At 44.0% G+C, this 14,357-nt stretch carries 28 protein-coding genes; all 28 read left to right on the plus strand.

The annotated features are described in order from the left end of the window. The first annotated feature begins 651 nt into the window (after window positions 1-651). The 28 genes from rpsJ to rplQ all read left to right on the plus strand — a co-directional run bounded on the left by rpsJ (window position 652) and on the right by rplQ (window position 14,312). A complete protein-coding gene (gene rpsJ / locus A6E06_RS14660; protein ID WP_005417222.1) occupies window positions 652-963 on the plus strand; it encodes a 30S ribosomal protein S10 in 312 nt (103 codons plus the stop codon). A 12-nt stretch (window positions 964-975) separates the two neighbouring features. Then, on the plus strand, window positions 976-1,605 hold the full coding sequence (rplC, locus tag A6E06_RS14665; protein WP_060993968.1) for a 50S ribosomal protein L3: 630 nt from the start codon (window positions 976-978) through the stop codon (window positions 1,603-1,605). Between the two features lie 17 nt (window positions 1,606-1,622). Beyond that, the gene (rplD, locus tag A6E06_RS14670; protein WP_012549151.1) at window positions 1,623-2,225 is read left to right on the plus strand and encodes a 50S ribosomal protein L4; all 603 of its coding nucleotides are present in this window, start codon (window positions 1,623-1,625) and stop codon (window positions 2,223-2,225) included. Then, complete coding sequence (rplW, locus tag A6E06_RS14675) at window positions 2,222-2,524, plus strand: 50S ribosomal protein L23 (protein ID WP_065592272.1); 303 nt, start codon at window positions 2,222-2,224, stop codon at window positions 2,522-2,524. The genes rplD and rplW overlap by 4 nt, the downstream gene beginning before the upstream one ends. Window positions 2,525-2,539: 15 nt before the next feature. Continuing rightward, window positions 2,540-3,364: a 50S ribosomal protein L2 gene (gene rplB, locus A6E06_RS14680; RefSeq protein ID WP_065592271.1), complete on the plus strand. Its 825-nt coding sequence runs from the start codon at window positions 2,540-2,542 to the stop codon at window positions 3,362-3,364. Window positions 3,365-3,383: 19 nt separating this feature from the next. After that, window positions 3,384-3,662, plus strand: a complete 279-nt coding sequence (gene rpsS, locus A6E06_RS14685) for a 30S ribosomal protein S19 (RefSeq protein ID WP_012549154.1) — start codon at window positions 3,384-3,386, stop codon at window positions 3,660-3,662. A gap of 10 nt (window positions 3,663-3,672) precedes the next feature. Continuing rightward, on the plus strand, window positions 3,673-4,005 hold the full coding sequence (gene rplV / locus A6E06_RS14690) for a 50S ribosomal protein L22 (protein ID WP_045103050.1): 333 nt from the start codon (window positions 3,673-3,675) through the stop codon (window positions 4,003-4,005). 19 nt (window positions 4,006-4,024) lie between these two features. Then, window positions 4,025-4,723, plus strand: coding sequence for a 30S ribosomal protein S3 (rpsC, locus tag A6E06_RS14695; protein ID WP_065592270.1), 699 nt, complete (start codon window positions 4,025-4,027; stop codon window positions 4,721-4,723). Between the two features lie 11 nt (window positions 4,724-4,734). After that, a complete protein-coding gene (rplP, locus tag A6E06_RS14700) occupies window positions 4,735-5,145 on the plus strand; it encodes a 50S ribosomal protein L16 (RefSeq protein WP_012549157.1) in 411 nt (136 codons plus the stop codon). Next, complete coding sequence (gene rpmC, locus A6E06_RS14705; protein ID WP_065592269.1) at window positions 5,145-5,336, plus strand: 50S ribosomal protein L29; 192 nt, start codon at window positions 5,145-5,147, stop codon at window positions 5,334-5,336. Before rplP ends, rpmC begins: the two co-directional genes overlap by 1 nt. Continuing rightward, a complete protein-coding gene (gene rpsQ, locus A6E06_RS14710; protein WP_065592268.1) occupies window positions 5,336-5,590 on the plus strand; it encodes a 30S ribosomal protein S17 in 255 nt (84 codons plus the stop codon). Before rpmC ends, rpsQ begins: the two co-directional genes overlap by 1 nt. 171 nt (window positions 5,591-5,761) lie before the next feature. Next, the gene (gene rplN, locus A6E06_RS14715) at window positions 5,762-6,133 is read left to right on the plus strand and encodes a 50S ribosomal protein L14 (protein ID WP_012549159.1); all 372 of its coding nucleotides are present in this window, start codon (window positions 5,762-5,764) and stop codon (window positions 6,131-6,133) included. Window positions 6,134-6,144: 11 nt separating this feature from the next. After that, on the plus strand, window positions 6,145-6,462 hold the full coding sequence (gene rplX / locus A6E06_RS14720; RefSeq protein WP_060993964.1) for a 50S ribosomal protein L24: 318 nt from the start codon (window positions 6,145-6,147) through the stop codon (window positions 6,460-6,462). Between the two features lie 23 nt (window positions 6,463-6,485). Continuing rightward, entirely contained in the window at window positions 6,486-7,025 is a 540-nt protein-coding gene (rplE, locus tag A6E06_RS14725) for a 50S ribosomal protein L5 (protein WP_061005632.1), read from the plus strand. 17 nt (window positions 7,026-7,042) lie between these two features. Beyond that, a complete protein-coding gene (rpsN, locus tag A6E06_RS14730; protein WP_060993962.1) occupies window positions 7,043-7,348 on the plus strand; it encodes a 30S ribosomal protein S14 in 306 nt (101 codons plus the stop codon). A gap of 29 nt (window positions 7,349-7,377) precedes the next feature. Further along, complete coding sequence (rpsH, locus tag A6E06_RS14735) at window positions 7,378-7,770, plus strand: 30S ribosomal protein S8 (RefSeq protein ID WP_045103042.1); 393 nt, start codon at window positions 7,378-7,380, stop codon at window positions 7,768-7,770. 12 nt (window positions 7,771-7,782) lie between these two features. Next, window positions 7,783-8,316 carry a 50S ribosomal protein L6 gene (gene rplF, locus A6E06_RS14740; RefSeq protein ID WP_065592267.1) on the plus strand — a complete coding sequence of 178 codons (534 nt, stop codon included), beginning with the start codon at window positions 7,783-7,785 and terminating at the stop codon, window positions 8,314-8,316. Window positions 8,317-8,325: 9 nt separating this feature from the next. After that, window positions 8,326-8,679, plus strand: a complete 354-nt coding sequence (gene rplR, locus A6E06_RS14745; protein WP_065592266.1) for a 50S ribosomal protein L18 — start codon at window positions 8,326-8,328, stop codon at window positions 8,677-8,679. A gap of 14 nt (window positions 8,680-8,693) precedes the next feature. Next, a complete protein-coding gene (rpsE, locus tag A6E06_RS14750; RefSeq protein ID WP_065592265.1) occupies window positions 8,694-9,194 on the plus strand; it encodes a 30S ribosomal protein S5 in 501 nt (166 codons plus the stop codon). A 5-nt stretch (window positions 9,195-9,199) separates the two neighbouring features. Beyond that, window positions 9,200-9,379, plus strand: coding sequence for a 50S ribosomal protein L30 (gene rpmD, locus A6E06_RS14755; RefSeq protein WP_065592264.1), 180 nt, complete (start codon window positions 9,200-9,202; stop codon window positions 9,377-9,379). A 6-nt stretch (window positions 9,380-9,385) separates the two neighbouring features. Continuing rightward, complete coding sequence (gene rplO / locus A6E06_RS14760; RefSeq protein WP_065592263.1) at window positions 9,386-9,820, plus strand: 50S ribosomal protein L15; 435 nt, start codon at window positions 9,386-9,388, stop codon at window positions 9,818-9,820. A gap of 20 nt (window positions 9,821-9,840) precedes the next feature. Further along, entirely contained in the window at window positions 9,841-11,172 is a 1,332-nt protein-coding gene (gene secY, locus A6E06_RS14765; protein ID WP_065592262.1) for a preprotein translocase subunit SecY, read from the plus strand. 27 nt (window positions 11,173-11,199) lie between these two features. Beyond that, window positions 11,200-11,313: a 50S ribosomal protein L36 gene (gene rpmJ, locus A6E06_RS19690; RefSeq protein ID WP_044583162.1), complete on the plus strand. Its 114-nt coding sequence runs from the start codon at window positions 11,200-11,202 to the stop codon at window positions 11,311-11,313. Between the two features lie 149 nt (window positions 11,314-11,462). Beyond that, window positions 11,463-11,819, plus strand: a complete 357-nt coding sequence (gene rpsM / locus A6E06_RS14770) for a 30S ribosomal protein S13 (RefSeq protein WP_012549170.1) — start codon at window positions 11,463-11,465, stop codon at window positions 11,817-11,819. A 21-nt stretch (window positions 11,820-11,840) separates the two neighbouring features. Next, the gene (gene rpsK / locus A6E06_RS14775) at window positions 11,841-12,230 is read left to right on the plus strand and encodes a 30S ribosomal protein S11 (RefSeq protein ID WP_005303517.1); all 390 of its coding nucleotides are present in this window, start codon (window positions 11,841-11,843) and stop codon (window positions 12,228-12,230) included. 31 nt (window positions 12,231-12,261) lie between these two features. Next, window positions 12,262-12,882, plus strand: coding sequence for a 30S ribosomal protein S4 (gene rpsD, locus A6E06_RS14780; protein ID WP_065592261.1), 621 nt, complete (start codon window positions 12,262-12,264; stop codon window positions 12,880-12,882). A 23-nt stretch (window positions 12,883-12,905) separates the two neighbouring features. Beyond that, window positions 12,906-13,895, plus strand: a complete 990-nt coding sequence (rpoA, locus tag A6E06_RS14785; RefSeq protein ID WP_060993957.1) for a DNA-directed RNA polymerase subunit alpha — start codon at window positions 12,906-12,908, stop codon at window positions 13,893-13,895. 36 nt (window positions 13,896-13,931) lie between these two features. Next, a complete protein-coding gene (gene rplQ, locus A6E06_RS14790; RefSeq protein ID WP_012549173.1) occupies window positions 13,932-14,312 on the plus strand; it encodes a 50S ribosomal protein L17 in 381 nt (126 codons plus the stop codon). Window positions 14,313-14,357 lie beyond the last annotated feature (45 nt).

Below are 14,357 nucleotides of genomic sequence, written 5' to 3' on the forward strand. Positions count from 1 at the left end.
GGTGTTGTTGCTAAAATCTTCGCTTAATAGCTAAAGATTTTGCGATAAATCGCATGACTAAAAAAAAGGGAAGCTTAGGCTTCCCTTTTTGTTGCCTGTAAGAAAAGATTATAGGCTTCGCTAACTAGAAAGCTTTGCTCTAGAAACTATAAGAGAAAGCCAAGCCTAGTCCTACCAATAATAAGCATTTAATTATGTTGGTATTAATTTGATATGTTGAAAATGAAAATATCATTCAGAGAGGGGGGGGCTGTGTTTGCTTTTTTCTCTTATAGTTTCTAGTTAGCAAAGCGTATCGTTTCTGGTTATATTTTTTTCGTTTGTTTTTCAAACAATGCTTGCATCTAAAAGTGTGATCTGTATAATGCAACGCACTGGCTTAAGTCGGTTGTGAACCAATGAGCAGCGAGGAAAGTGCTGATTCCTACAGAGTAGGGTTAGTACTTAGAATGAATACTCAGCTTATGTTCGCGGTTAATATTATTAGAGCTTATTTTTTGAGTAATCATTAAAATAAATTGTAATATAAGTTAACTGACAATGTGTCCTAATTTTGGACCTATGGTTTCACATAAATCAATCGGCATTCTCTCGTTTTAACGGGATTGAGTGGCGATATTGTTTGTGTATTTATTATTGGAGCTCTGTCTCATGCAGAACCAACGTATACGTATTCGCCTAAAAGCATTCGATTACAAGTTAATCGATCAGTCTACGGCGGAAATCGTTGAAACAGCTAAGCGCACTGGCGCTCAGGTTCGTGGTCCTATTCCACTTCCTACTCGTAAAGAGCGTTTTACTGTTCTTACTTCTCCTCACGTTAACAAAGACGCACGTGACCAGTACGAAATTCGTACTCACAAGCGTTTAATCGACATTGTTGAGCCAACAGATAAAACTGTTGACGCACTAATGCGTTTAGACCTTGCTGCTGGTGTTGATGTTCAAATTAGCCTAGGTTAAGGGGAGATTATTATGATTGGTCTAGTCGGTCGTAAAGTGGGCATGACCCGCATCTTTACCGAAGAAGGCGTTTCTATCCCAGTAACAGTTGTTGAAGTTGAAGTTAACCGTGTTTCTCAAGTGAAAACTGTAGAAACTGATGGCTACAACGCAATTCAAGTTACTTGTGGTTCTAAGAAAGCTAACCGCGTATCTAAGCCTGAAGCTGGTCACTTTGCGAAAGCAGGTGTTGAAGCAGGTCGCGGTCTTTGGGAATTCCGTTTAGAAAGCGGTGAAGAATTCGCAGTTGGCGCTGAGCTAAGTGTTGAAATCTTTAACGAAATCAAAAAAGTAGACGTTACTGGTACATCTAAAGGTAAGGGCTTCCAAGGCGCTGTTAAGCGTTGGAACTTCCGTACTCAAGATATGACTCACGGTAACTCTTTGTCTCACCGTGCTCCGGGTTCAATTGGCCAATGTCAAACTCCAGGTCGCGTATTTAAAGGCAAAAAAATGGCAGGTCACATGGGTGCTGAGCGTTGTACTACTCAAAACCTAGAGATCGTACGTGTTGACGCTGAGCGCAATCTGCTTCTTATTAAAGGTGCAGTACCAGGCTCAACAGGTGGCAACGTGATCGTTAAACCAGCTGTTAAAGCATAACGTCTTAGGAGTATGTAATGGAACTTATGGTTAAAGGTGCTGCGGCACTAACTGTATCCGAAACTACTTTCGGACGTGAGTTTAACGAAGCTCTTGTACACCAAGTAGTTGTTGCTTATGCAGCAGGTGCTCGTCAAGGTACACGCGCTCAAAAAACACGTTCAGAAGTATCTGGCGGTGGCGCTAAGCCATGGCGTCAAAAAGGTACAGGCCGAGCTCGTGCGGGTACGATTCGTAGCCCAATCTGGCGTTCAGGTGGTGTTACTTTTGCTGCGAAACCACAAGATCACAGCTTAAAAGTAAACAAAAAAATGTACCGCGGTGCTCTAAAGAGCATTCTTTCTGAGTTAGTTCGTCAAGATCGTTTGATCGTTGTTGAAGACTTCTCAATTGAAGCACCAAAGACAAAAGAGCTAGTTGCTAAGCTTAAAGAACTTGAGCTTAACGATGTTCTTATCGTAACTGGCGAAGTAGACGAGAATCTATTCTTAGCTGCTCGTAACCTATATAAAGTTGACGCACGTGACGTTGCTGGTATTGATCCAGTAAGCCTAGTTGCATTCAACAAGGTTCTAATGACTGCAGCTGCAGTCAAGCAAGTTGAGGAGATGCTGGCATGATCAGTGAAGAGCGTCTACTAAAAGTCCTACGCGGCCCACATATCTCTGAAAAAGCAACGATGGCTGCTGAAGGCAATAACACTATTGTTTTCAAAGTAGCAATCAATGCAACTAAGAAAGAGATTAAAGCAGCTGTACAAAAGTTGTTTGAAGTTGAAGTTAAGTCTGTAAATACCCTTATCACTAAGGGCAAGACCAAACGTCAAGGTGCACGCCAAGGCCGTCGTTCAGACGTGAAAAAAGCGTACGTAATCTTGAAAGAAGGTCAAGACCTAGACTTCGTTGGCGGCGCGGAATAACAGGAGTAGTTAAAAATGGCTATTGTTAAATGTAAGCCGACTTCCCCTGGTCGTCGTCACGTTGTAAAAATCGTTAACGCTGACCTACATAAGGGTAAGCCATACGCACCTCTTTTAGAGAAAAAATCTAAATCTGGTGGTCGTAACAATAACGGTCGTATTACAGTACGTCACGTTGGTGGTGGTCATAAGCAACACTACCGTCTAATTGACTTTAAACGTACTAAAGATGGCATTCCAGCTATCGTTGAACGTTTAGAATACGATCCAAACCGTAGTGCAAATATTGCACTAGTTCTGTTCGCAGACGGTGAGCGTCGTTACATTATCGCACCAAAAGGTCTTAAAGCCGGCGATACAGTTCAATCAGGTGTTGATGCGCCAATCAAAGCAGGTAACTGCTTACCATTGCGCAACATCCCAGTAGGTTCTACTGTTCACTGTGTTGAATTAAAACCTGGTAAGGGCGCGCAAGTTGCACGTTCTGCTGGTGCATACGCACAAATCATTGCTCGTGATGGCGCTTACGTGACATTACGTCTACGCTCTGGTGAGATGCGTAAAGTTCTTTCTGAAGGTCGTGCGACTATCGGTGAAGTTGGTAACTCTGAACACATGCTACGTGAGCTAGGCAAAGCCGGTGCTACACGCTGGCGCGGTGTTCGTCCAACGGTACGTGGTGTTGCAATGAACCCAGTTGATCACCCACATGGTGGTGGTGAAGGTCGTACATCAGGCGGTCGTCACCCAGTATCACCTTGGGGTATGCCAACTAAGGGCTTCAAGACTCGTAAGAATAAATCTACTGACAAGTACATTGTACGTCGTCGTAACAAATAATATATAAAGAGGAATCGCCATGCCACGTTCTCTCAAGAAAGGTCCTTTCATTGACCTACACTTGCTGAAGAAGGTAGAGAAAGCGGTGGAAAGCGGAGACAAAAAGCCTATTAAGACTTGGTCCCGTCGTTCAATGATCATTCCAACTATGATCAATTTGACCATCGCTGTCCATAATGGTCGCCAGCATGTACCAGTTTTCGTTACAGAAGACATGATTGGTCACAAGCTGGGCGAATTTGCACCTACTCGTACTTATCGCGGCCATGCTGCAGATAAGAAAGCTAAAAAGCGTTAGGAGGTAGAATATGGAAGCTATTGCTAAACATCGTTTTGCCAGCATTTCTCCACAAAAGGCTCGCTTAGTTGCGGACCAAATTCGTGGGAAATCAGTAGACCAAGCTCTTGAAATTCTTACTTTCAGCAATAAAAAAGCTGCAGTATTAATTAAAAAAGTTGTTGAGTCTGCTATCGCAAACGCTGAACACAACGAAGGTGCAGATATCGACGATCTAAATGTCGCTAAAATCTTCGTAGACGAAGGCCCTATCATGAAGCGTATTATGCCTCGTGCTAAAGGTCGTGCAGATCGCATCTTGAAGCGTTCAAGCCACATCACTATCGTTGTAGCTGATCGTTAAAGACTAGGAGATTAAGCAAATGGGTCAAAAAGTACATCCTAATGGTATTCGTCTTGGCATCGTTAAGCCTTGGAATGCTACATGGTTTGCTAGTAGCCAAGAGTTCGCTGACAACCTAGACGGCGACTTCAAGGTACGTCAGTATCTTACTAAAGAACTGAAAAAAGCATCTCTATCTCGCATCGTTATCGAGCGTCCTGCGAAGAGCATCCGTGTGACTATTCACACTGCTCGTCCAGGCGTAGTAATCGGTAAGAAAGGCGAAGACGTAGAAAAACTACGCGCAGGCGTAGCAAAAATTGCCGGTGTTCCAGCGCAAATCAACATTGCAGAAGTTCGCAAGCCAGAGCTAGACGCTCAACTTGTAGCTGACAGCATTGCTTCTCAACTAGAACGTCGTGTTATGTTCCGTCGCGCTATGAAGCGTGCGGTACAAAATGCAATGCGTCTAGGCGCTCAAGGCATCAAAGTACAAGTAGGCGGCCGTCTTGGCGGTGCTGAAATCGCACGTTCTGAATGGTATCGTGAAGGTCGTGTACCTCTACATACTTTACGTGCTGACATTGATTACGCAACTTCTTCGGCTCACACCCAATACGGTGTGATCGGCGTTAAAGTTTGGATCTTCAAAGGTGAAGTTCTAGGCGGTATGCCAGCTGCTAATGCAGTAGAGCCTAAGGCTGACAAGCCTAAGAAGCAGCGTAGAAGCCGTAAGTAAGGAGCTGACTGATGCTACAACCAAAACGTACTAAGTTCCGTAAGGTTATGACTGGTCGTAACCGTGGTCTTGCTAAAGGTACTGAAGTGAGCTTCGGCGAATTCGGTCTTAAAGCTGTAGGCCGTGGTCGTCTAACTGCACGTCAGATCGAAGCGGCACGTCGTGCTATGACACGTCATGTTAAACGTCAAGGTCAAATCTGGATCCGTGTGTTCCCAGACAAACCTATCACAGAAAAACCGCTTGAAGTTCGTCAAGGTAAGGGTAAAGGTAACGTTGAGTACTGGGTAGCCCAAATCCAACCTGGAAAGGTTATGTACGAAATGAACGGCGTACCTGAAGAGTTGGCACGTGAAGCGTTCCGCCTAGCGGCACGTAAACTGCCTATCAAAACTACTTTTGTAACTAAGCAGGTGATGTGATGAAAGCACAAGATCTACGCGAGAAAAACGTTGAAGAGCTAAATGAAGAGCTTTTGAAATTGCTACGTGAACAGTTTAACTTGCGTATGCAAGCTGCGACTGGTCAACTACAGCAAACTCATACTCTTAAAGCTGTACGCCGTGATATCGCACGTGTTAAAACTTTACTGAATGAGAAGGCTGGCGCATAATGAGCGAGAAAATTCGTACTATGCAAGGTCGTGTAATTAGCGACAAAATGGACAAGTCTATTGTTGTTGCTATTGAACGCATGGTGAAACACCCGATCTACGGTAAATACATCAAGCGTACGACTAAGCTTCACGCACATGATGAAAACAACGAATGTGGCCTTGGCGACCTAGTTGCGATTCATGAATGTCGTCCACTGTCTAAGACTAAGTCTTGGACTCTGGTAAACATTATTGAAAAAGCAAAAGCTTAATTTTTGCTGATTTGATAGCGATACATGTAAACAGCTCCAATTGATTTTTTTTGGAGCTGTTTATTTTTTGACTACCTTTATGAAAAGAATGGTGATACACTCCCCATCCTCTTTAAGAGAGGCAGTCCGACCCGTGATGGGTCTATTTAAATATTTAGCGGAGCACTAACAATGATCCAAATGCAAAGTACACTTGACGCTGCAGATAACTCTGGCGCGCGCAAGGTAATGTGTATTAAGGTCCTGGGTGGCTCTCACCGCCGTTATGCACATATCGGAGACGTCATTAAAGTTACTGTTAAGGAAGCAATTCCTCGCGGTAAAGTTAAAAAAGGTGATGTTCTGAAGGCGGTAGTAGTGCGCACCCGTAAAGGCGTTCGTCGCCCAGACGGTTCTATCATTCGCTTTGACCGTAACGCTTGCGTATTGTTGAATGACACTACTGAGCAACCAGTCGGTACACGTATCTTTGGTCCAGTGACTCGTGAACTTCGCAATGCGAAATTCATGAAAATTGTTTCACTAGCACCAGAAGTTCTGTAAGGAGCGGTCAGATGGCAGCTAAAATCCGTCGTAATGACGAAGTAATCGTTCTTGTCGGTAAAGATAAAGGCAAGAAAGGTAAAGTAACTAAGGTTCTTGAAACTGGTAAAGTTATTGTTGAAGGTATTAATCTTGTTAAAAAACACCAGAAGCCTGTTCCGGCTCTTGGTCAACAAGGTGGTATCGTCGAGAAAGAAGCAGCAATTGATGCTTCTAACATCGCAGTCTACAATGAAGCTACTGGTAAAGCGGACCGTATCGGTTTCCGTTTTGAAGATGGTAAGAAAGTTCGTTTCTTTAAATCTAACGGCGAAACTGTTTCTAATTAATAGAAGTAATTTGGAGTTCTACTATGGCGAAACTGCATGATTACTACAAGTCGTCTGTAGTCGCTGAGCTTACCAAAGAGTTCAGCTACACAAGCGTCATGCAAGTCCCTAGGGTTGAAAAAATCACCCTAAATATGGGTGTTGGTGAAGCAATCAACGATAAGAAGCTACTAGAAAACGCTGCTGCCGATATGGCAATTATCTCTGGCCAAAAGCCATTGATTACAAAAGCACGTAAATCTGTTGCTGGTTTCAAAATCCGTGAAGGCTACCCAATCGGTTGTAAAGTAACCCTGCGTGGCGAACGTATGTGGGAGTTTTTAGAGCGTTTAATCTCTATTGCTCTTCCACGAGTACGTGATTTCCGTGGTGTTAGCGCGAAGTCTTTTGACGGTCGCGGTAACTACAGCATGGGCGTTCGCGAGCAAATAATCTTCCCTGAGATCGACTATGATAAAGTTGATCGTGTACGCGGTCTTGATATTACTATCACGACGTCAGCGAATACAGATGCGGAAGGCCGAGCTCTGCTGACTGCCTTTAACTTCCCATTCCGTAAGTAAGGTGAAGGGTTACTGTTATGGCTAAACAATCTATGAAAGCACGTGAAGCTAAACGTGCAAAACTTGTAGCTCAGTTCGCTCAAAAGCGTGCTGCGTTAAAAGTTCTAATTAGCGATGTAAATGCTTCTGAAGAAGAGCGTTGGGATGCAGTTCTTAAATTGCAAGCTCTACCTCGTGATTCAAGTGCATCTCGTCAGCGTAATCGTTGCAACCAAACTGGTCGTCCACACGGTTACCTACGTAAATTCGGTTTAAGCCGTATTAAGGTTCGCGAAGCTTGCATGAAAGGCGAGATTCCGGGTCTTCGTAAGGCTAGCTGGTAATTGCCACTTAATCATTTGGAGTAAATCTTATGAGCATGCAAGATCCGATTTCGGATATGCTGACCCGCGTTCGCAACGGTCAATCAGCAAATAAAGTTGCTGTTAAAATGCCTTCTTCAAAGCTTAAAGTTGCAATTGCTGCACTACTTAAAGCTGAAGGCTACATCGCTGAATTCGCTGTTGAAGGCGAAATCAAACCTGAGCTAGAAATTACTCTTAAGTATTTCCAAGCTAAACCAGTTATCGAGCAAATCCAACGAGTTTCTCGTCCAGGTCTTCGTGTTTACAAGAAGAACGACGCGTTACCATCTGTTATGGGTGGTCTTGGTATTGCTGTTGTTTCTACATCAAAAGGCCTTATGTCTGACCGCGCTGCGCGTAAAGCTGGTCTTGGTGGCGAAATTATCTGCTACGTAGCTTAATAGGAGTAGGATATGTCTCGTGTTGCTAAAGCACCTGTGGTTCTTCCTGCTGGCGTAGAAGTTAAACTGAACGGCCAGGAAATCACTATTAAAGGTGGTAAAGGTGAACTAACTCGCGTTCTTAATAACGCTGTAGTTGTTTCACAAGAAGATAACTCTATTGTATTTGGTCCACGCGAAGGCGTTACCAATGCTTGGGCACAAGCTGGTACAGCTCGTGCACTAGTAAACAATATGGTTATTGGTGTAAATGAAGGCTTTACTAAGAAGCTAATTCTTAAAGGCGTAGGTTACCGTGCTGCTATGAAAGGCAACGCTGTAGGCCTTACTCTTGGCTTCTCACATCCAGTAGAGCATGCTCTGCCGGAAGGTATTAAAGCTGAGTGTCCAACTCAAACTGAGATCGTTATAACTGGTTGTGATAAGCAAGTAGTTGGTCAAGTTGCTGCGGACCTTCGTTCATACCGTCGACCTGAGCCTTATAAAGGCAAGGGTGTTCGTTACGCCGATGAAATCGTGCGTACTAAAGAAGCTAAGAAGAAGTAGGGTATCACTATGGATAAGAAAGCATCTCGCATCCGTCGTGCTACACGTGCACGTCGTAAGATTGCTGAACTGTGTGCAACTCGCCTTGTAGTGCATCGTACTCCGCGTCATACGTATGCTCAGGTAATCGCACCAAACGGCTCAGAGGTTATCGCTGCCGCTTCTACTGTAGAAAAGGCAATCCGTGAGCAACTTGGAAACACCAGCAACAAAGCTGCTGCTGAAGCAATTGGTAAACTAATTGCTGAGCGCGCTATCGAAAAAGGCATTACTAATGTTGCTTTCGATCGTTCTGGTTTCCAATACCACGGCCGAGTAGCGGCGCTAGCAGATTCTGCTCGCGAAGCTGGTCTGAAATTCTAAGGTAGGGTTGGAAGATGGCTAAAGAACAACAACAAGCTACAGATTTGAACGAGAAGCTAATTGCTGTTAACCGTGTTTCTAAAACGGTTAAAGGCGGTCGAATCTTTAGCTTTACTGCACTAACAGTAGTTGGTGACGGTAATGGTCGTGTAGGTTTCGGTTACGGCAAAGCCCGTGAAGTACCTGCAGCGATTCAAAAATCAATGGAAAAAGCACGTCGTAACATGTTTACGATTGCACTTAACGAAGGTACTCTTCACCACTCTGTTAAAGGTCGCCACACTGGTTCTAAAGTGTACATGCAACCTGCTTCAGAAGGTACAGGTATCATTGCTGGTGGTGCTATGCGTGCAGTACTAGAAGTTGTGGGTGTCCGCAACGTACTAGCTAAAGCTTACGGCTCTACTAACCCAATTAACGTTGTTCGCGCAACGGTTGCTGGTCTAACTAGTGTTAAGTCACCTGAAATGGTAGCTGCTAAGCGTGGTCTAACTGTTGAATCTATTTCGGAGTAAGTACCATGTCTAAAACTATCAAAGTAACTCAGACTAAAAGCTCTATCGGTCGCCTACCTAAGCACATTTTGTGTCTTAAAGGTCTAGGTCTTCGTCGCATCAACCATACAGTAGAAATTGCTGATACTCCGTGTAACCGCGGTATGATCAACAAAGTTCGCTATATGGTTAATATTGAGGAGTAATCAGTAATGTTTTTGAATACTCTATCACCGGCTGCTGGCTCTAACGCTTCTAAGAAGCGCGTAGGTCGCGGTATCGGTTCAGGCCTAGGTAAAACTGCTGGCCGTGGCCATAAAGGTCAAAAATCACGCTCTGGCGGTAAAGTTCGTGTTGGTTTTGAAGGTGGTCAAATGCCTCTGAAACAACGTCTACCTAAATTTGGCTTTACTTCACGTAAGAGCCTAGTGACTGCAGAGGTTCGTTTAAGCGAACTTGCTAAAGTTGAAGGTAACGTTATCGATCTAAACAGCCTTAAAGCTGCTAACGTAATCACTAAGAACATTGTGTTCGCGAAAGTTGTACTTTCTGGTGAAATCGCTACTGCTGTAACTGTTAAAGGTCTACGCGTAACGAAAGGCGCTAAAGCTGCGATTGAAGCTGCAGGCGGTAAGATCGAGGAATAATCCTCGAAGGATGAGGTACAATGGCAAAGAAACCAGGAAAAGAAGTAAATAGTGCTCAGAACGGCCTAGCTGAACTGAAATCGCGTCTGTTATTTGTTATAGGTGCGCTTTTAGTGTTCCGAGCTGGCTCATTTGTGCCAATTCCTGGGATTGACGCTGCTGTCCTTGCTGATCTTTTCGAACAGCAGCAGGGTACCATCATTGAACTGTTTAACATGTTTTCTGGTGGTGCACTGTCGCGTGCCTCAATTCTTGCTCTAGGTATTATGCCGTATATTTCGGCATCTATCGTTGTTCAACTGTTAACAGTTGTTCATCCACCTCTAGCAGAATTGAAAAAAGAAGGTGAGTCTGGTCGTCGTAAGATAAATCAGTACACACGTTATGGCACCTTGGTTCTGGCTACATTCCAAGCAATTGGTATTGCAACCGGTCTACCAAGCATGATTCCAGGGTTAGTTTCTAACCCTGACATGATGTTCTATCTGACAGCTACAGTAAGTTTAGTAACTGGTACCATGTTCTTAATGTGGTTAGGCGAACAAATTACTGAGCGTGGCATCGGTAACGGTATATCTTTGATTATTTTCACAGGTATCGTTGCAGGTCTACCACCAGCTATCGGTGAAACGATCCAGCAGGCGCGTCAAGGTGAACTGCACGTGCTTCTTCTATTACTAATTGCAGTGTTATCGTTTGCAGTAATATACTTTGTAGTGTTCATGGAGCGTGGTCAACGTCGTATCGTCGTTAACTATGCGAAACGTCAGCAAGGCCGTAAGGTATTTGCAGCTCAAAGTACTCACTTGCCTCTTAAAATTAATATGGCTGGTGTAATTCCTGCAATATTTGCATCAAGTATTATACTATTCCCTGGGACATTGGCTCAGTGGTTTGGTGGTAATGGTGAAGGAACATTCGGTTGGTTAACTGATGTTTCCATGGCGTTAAGCCCTGGTCAGCCTTTATATGTAATGCTTTATGCAGCAGCAATTATCTTCTTCTGTTTCTTCTATACAGCGTTGGTTTTTAACCCACGTGAAACAGCTGATAACTTGAAGAAGTCTGGTGCATTCGTACCCGGAATCCGCCCAGGTGAACAGACAACGAAATATATTGATAAAGTTATGACTCGCTTAACCTTAGCTGGTGCGATGTATATTACCTTTATCTGTCTGATCCCTGAGTTTATGATGATAGCTTGGAACGTTCGCTTTTATTTCGGCGGTACTTCCCTACTAATCGTAGTTGTTGTTATCATGGACTTTATGGCACAGGTTCAGACTCATCTGATGTCTCAGCAGTATGAGTCCGTTTTGAAGAAAGCTAATCTGAAAGGCTACGGCCGTTAATTTCAGGTCCATTTACGGAGTTTAGCAATGAAAGTTCGTGCTTCCGTTAAGAAAATCTGCCGCAACTGTAAAGTTATTAAGCGCAACGGTGTTGTGCGTATAATTTGTGTTGAACCAAAGCATAAACAACGCCAAGGTTAATTAGCAGAAATTTTTACTTGATATATTAAGTTAGGCCGAGTATTATTCTCGGCCTACCTTTTGTGTGCAAAAGAAGTAGTTATAGTCACAACGTATCCTCATCGGGCTTTGTTGTGACTCTTCTTAAGAAAAAGTACTAGGAGTGAATAGTGGCCCGTATAGCAGGCATTAACATTCCTGATCATAAACACGCTGTAATTGCATTGACTGCAATCTACGGCATCGGTAAGACTCGCTCGCAAGCTATTTTAGCTGCAGTTGGTATTGCTGAAGATGTTAAGATCAGTGAACTGAATGATGAGCAGATTGATATTCTGCGTGATGGTGTTGCCAAATACACTGTCGAAGGCGACTTACGTCGTGAAGTATCGATGAACATTAAGCGTCTTATGGATCTTGGTTGTTATCGTGGTCTTCGTCACCGTCGCAGTCTACCATTACGTGGACAGCGTACTAAAACCAACGCACGTACCCGTAAAGGTCCGCGCAAGCCGATCAAAAAATAATCGGATAAGGTAGAGAGTACAATGGCAAAACAACCTACTCGCGCTCGTAAGCGCGTTCGCAAGCAAGTAGCGGATGGCGTAGCGCACATCCATGCTTCTTTCAATAATACAATCGTAACCATTACTGACCGTCAAGGTAATGCACTAGCTTGGGCTACTGCAGGTGGTTCTGGTTTCCGTGGTTCTCGTAAATCTACACCGTTTGCTGCACAAGTTGCTGCTGAGCGTTGTGGTGAAATGGCCAAAGAATATGGCGTTAAGAACCTTGAAGTTATGGTTAAGGGCCCTGGTCCTGGTCGTGAGTCAACTATCCGTGCGTTAAACGCTGCTGGATACCGCATCACTAATATTGTTGATGCTACTCCGATCCCTCATAACGGTTGTCGTCCACCTAAGAAACGTCGCGTTTAAGTTTCGTTTCTAGGAATATTGGAGAAAGAACATGGCAAGATATTTGGGTCCTAAGCTGAAGCTTAGCCGTCGCGAAGGCACTGATTTATTCCTTAAATCAGGCGTACGTGCGATCGATACCAAGTGTAAGATCGATAACGCTCCAGGTGTACACGGCGCTCGTCGCGGTCGTCTATCTGAATATGGCGTTCAGCTTCGTGAGAAGCAAAAAGTTCGTCGTATGTATGGCGTTCTAGAAAAACAATTCCGTAACTACTACAAAGATGCTGCTCGTATTAAAGGCAACACAGGTGAAAACCTACTTCAACTTCTTGAAGGTCGTCTAGATAACGTAGTTTACCGTATGGGTTTTGGTTCTACACGTGCCGAATCTCGTCAACTAGTTAGCCATAAGTCTATTCTAGTTAATGGTAAAGTAGTTAACGTTCCTTCTTTCAAAGTTGCGGCTAACGACGTTGTTTCAATTCGTGAGAAAGCTAAACTGCAATCACGTATTAAAGCTGCTCTAGAAGTTGCTGAACAACGCGAAAAACCAACTTGGATTGAAGTAGATGCTGGCAAAATGGAAGGTACGTTTAAGCGTCTTCCTGAACGTTCTGATTTGTCTGCCGACATCAACGAACACTTGATCGTCGAGCTTTACTCTAAGTAAGGTTTAAATAAAGAGAGGACACAATGCAGGGTTCTGTAACAGAATTTCTAAAGCCGCGTCTAGTTGACATAGAACAAGTTAGCCAGACTCACGCAAAAGTAACTCTTGAGCCATTAGAGCGTGGTTTTGGCCACACTCTAGGTAACGCTCTACGTCGTATTTTACTATCTTCAATGCCGGGTTGTGCCGTAACTGAAGTAGAAATCGAAGGCGTATTACATGAGTACAGCACCAAAGAAGGTGTTCAGGAAGATATCCTTGAAATCCTTCTAAACCTTAAAGGCCTTGCCGTTAAGGTTGAGGGTAAAGATGAAGTTATCATTACTCTTAACAAGTCTGGTGCAGGCCCTGTTGTTGCAGGTGACATCACCCATGATGGTGATGTTGAGATTGCGAACCCAGAGCATGTAATCTGCCACTTAACTGATGACAATGCTGAAATCAGCATGAGAATCAAGGTAGAGCGTGGTCGCGGCTATGTACCGTCAACAGCGCGTATCCATACTGAAGAAGATGAGCGTCCAATTGGTCGTTTGCTTATCGATGCAACTTACAGCCCAGTAGATAAAATTTCTTACTCGGTTGAAGCGGCACGTGTTGAGCAACGTACTGACTTAGACAAACTTGTTATCGATATGGAAACAAATGGTACACTTGATCCTGAGGAAGCTATCCGTCGTGCAGCTACAATTTTAGCTGAACAACTGGATGCATTTGTAGATCTTCGTGATGTACGAGTTCCTGAAGAGAAAGAAGAAAAGCCAGAGTTCGATCCGATCCTACTGCGTCCTGTAGACGATCTTGAACTAACGGTTCGCTCTGCTAACTGTTTGAAAGCAGAAGCGATTCACTACATTGGTGATCTGGTGCAGCGCACTGAGGTTGAGCTACTTAAAACGCCAAACCTTGGTAAGAAGTCTTTAACTGAAATTAAAGATGTTCTAGCTTCACGTGGACTTTCTTTGGGCATGCGCCTAGAGAATTGGCCACCAGCGTCTATCGCTGAAGATTAATCAGTTCACTAATTATCTAGTTAGAAGGATTAGGTCATGCGCCATCGTAAGAGTGGTCGTCAACTCAACCGCAACAGCAGCCACCGTAAAGCTATGTTTAGCAATATGGCTTGCTCTTTGGTTCGTCACGAGATTATCAAGACGACTGTACCAAAAGCAAAAGAGCTTCGTCGTGTAGTTGAGCCTTTGATTACATTAGCTAAGACAGACAGTGTTGCTAACCGTCGTCTAGCGTTTGCTCGCACTCGTGATAACGAAGTTGTAGCAAAACTATTTACCGAGTTAGGTCCACGCTTTGCACAACGTGCTGGTGGTTATACTCGTATTCTGAAGTGCGGTTTCCGTACAGGTGATAAAGCGCCAATGGCTTACATTGAGCTTGTAGATCGCCCAGAAGTAGAAGCTGCAGCTGAGTAATCAGTAGTAGTTTCAAGAAAAAACCGAGTCTTAGGACTCGGTTTT

It is taken from the genome of Aliivibrio sp. 1S175, from assembly GCF_001690985.1.
Classification (GTDB): Bacteria; Pseudomonadota; Gammaproteobacteria; order Enterobacterales; family Vibrionaceae; genus Aliivibrio.

Bases quoted from the DNA above. Each gene is read 5' to 3' on its own strand.
- rpsJ (WP_005417222.1), top strand. From the start codon at position 652: ATGCAGAACCAACGTATACGTATTCGCCTAAAAGCATTCGATTACAAG.
- rplC (WP_060993968.1), top strand. From the start codon at position 976: ATGATTGGTCTAGTCGGTCGTAAAGTGGGCATGACCCGCATCTTTACC.
- rplQ (WP_012549173.1), top strand. From the start codon at position 13,932: ATGCGCCATCGTAAGAGTGGTCGTCAACTCAACCGCAACAGCAGCCAC.
- rpmJ (WP_044583162.1), top strand. From the start codon at position 11,200: ATGAAAGTTCGTGCTTCCGTTAAGAAAATCTGCCGCAACTGTAAAGTT.
- rplX (WP_060993964.1), top strand. From the start codon at position 6,145: ATGGCAGCTAAAATCCGTCGTAATGACGAAGTAATCGTTCTTGTCGGT.
- rplD (WP_012549151.1), top strand. From the start codon at position 1,623: ATGGAACTTATGGTTAAAGGTGCTGCGGCACTAACTGTATCCGAAACT.
- rplP (WP_012549157.1), top strand. From the start codon at position 4,735: ATGCTACAACCAAAACGTACTAAGTTCCGTAAGGTTATGACTGGTCGT.
- rplF (WP_065592267.1), top strand. From the start codon at position 7,783: ATGTCTCGTGTTGCTAAAGCACCTGTGGTTCTTCCTGCTGGCGTAGAA.
- rpsD (WP_065592261.1), top strand. From the start codon at position 12,262: ATGGCAAGATATTTGGGTCCTAAGCTGAAGCTTAGCCGTCGCGAAGGC.
- rpsS (WP_012549154.1), top strand. From the start codon at position 3,384: ATGCCACGTTCTCTCAAGAAAGGTCCTTTCATTGACCTACACTTGCTG.
- secY (WP_065592262.1), top strand. From the start codon at position 9,841: ATGGCAAAGAAACCAGGAAAAGAAGTAAATAGTGCTCAGAACGGCCTA.
- rpsH (WP_045103042.1), top strand. From the start codon at position 7,378: ATGAGCATGCAAGATCCGATTTCGGATATGCTGACCCGCGTTCGCAAC.
- rplV (WP_045103050.1), top strand. From the start codon at position 3,673: ATGGAAGCTATTGCTAAACATCGTTTTGCCAGCATTTCTCCACAAAAG.
- rplO (WP_065592263.1), top strand. From the start codon at position 9,386: ATGTTTTTGAATACTCTATCACCGGCTGCTGGCTCTAACGCTTCTAAG.
- rplE (WP_061005632.1), top strand. From the start codon at position 6,486: ATGGCGAAACTGCATGATTACTACAAGTCGTCTGTAGTCGCTGAGCTT.
- rplB (WP_065592271.1), top strand. From the start codon at position 2,540: ATGGCTATTGTTAAATGTAAGCCGACTTCCCCTGGTCGTCGTCACGTT.
- rpsQ (WP_065592268.1), top strand. From the start codon at position 5,336: ATGAGCGAGAAAATTCGTACTATGCAAGGTCGTGTAATTAGCGACAAA.
- rplR (WP_065592266.1), top strand. From the start codon at position 8,326: ATGGATAAGAAAGCATCTCGCATCCGTCGTGCTACACGTGCACGTCGT.
- rpoA (WP_060993957.1), top strand. From the start codon at position 12,906: ATGCAGGGTTCTGTAACAGAATTTCTAAAGCCGCGTCTAGTTGACATA.
- rplW (WP_065592272.1), top strand. From the start codon at position 2,222: ATGATCAGTGAAGAGCGTCTACTAAAAGTCCTACGCGGCCCACATATC.
- rplN (WP_012549159.1), top strand. From the start codon at position 5,762: ATGATCCAAATGCAAAGTACACTTGACGCTGCAGATAACTCTGGCGCG.
- rpsC (WP_065592270.1), top strand. From the start codon at position 4,025: ATGGGTCAAAAAGTACATCCTAATGGTATTCGTCTTGGCATCGTTAAG.
- rpsK (WP_005303517.1), top strand. From the start codon at position 11,841: ATGGCAAAACAACCTACTCGCGCTCGTAAGCGCGTTCGCAAGCAAGTA.
- rpmD (WP_065592264.1), top strand. From the start codon at position 9,200: ATGTCTAAAACTATCAAAGTAACTCAGACTAAAAGCTCTATCGGTCGC.
- rpmC (WP_065592269.1), top strand. From the start codon at position 5,145: ATGAAAGCACAAGATCTACGCGAGAAAAACGTTGAAGAGCTAAATGAA.
- rpsN (WP_060993962.1), top strand. From the start codon at position 7,043: ATGGCTAAACAATCTATGAAAGCACGTGAAGCTAAACGTGCAAAACTT.
- rpsE (WP_065592265.1), top strand. From the start codon at position 8,694: ATGGCTAAAGAACAACAACAAGCTACAGATTTGAACGAGAAGCTAATT.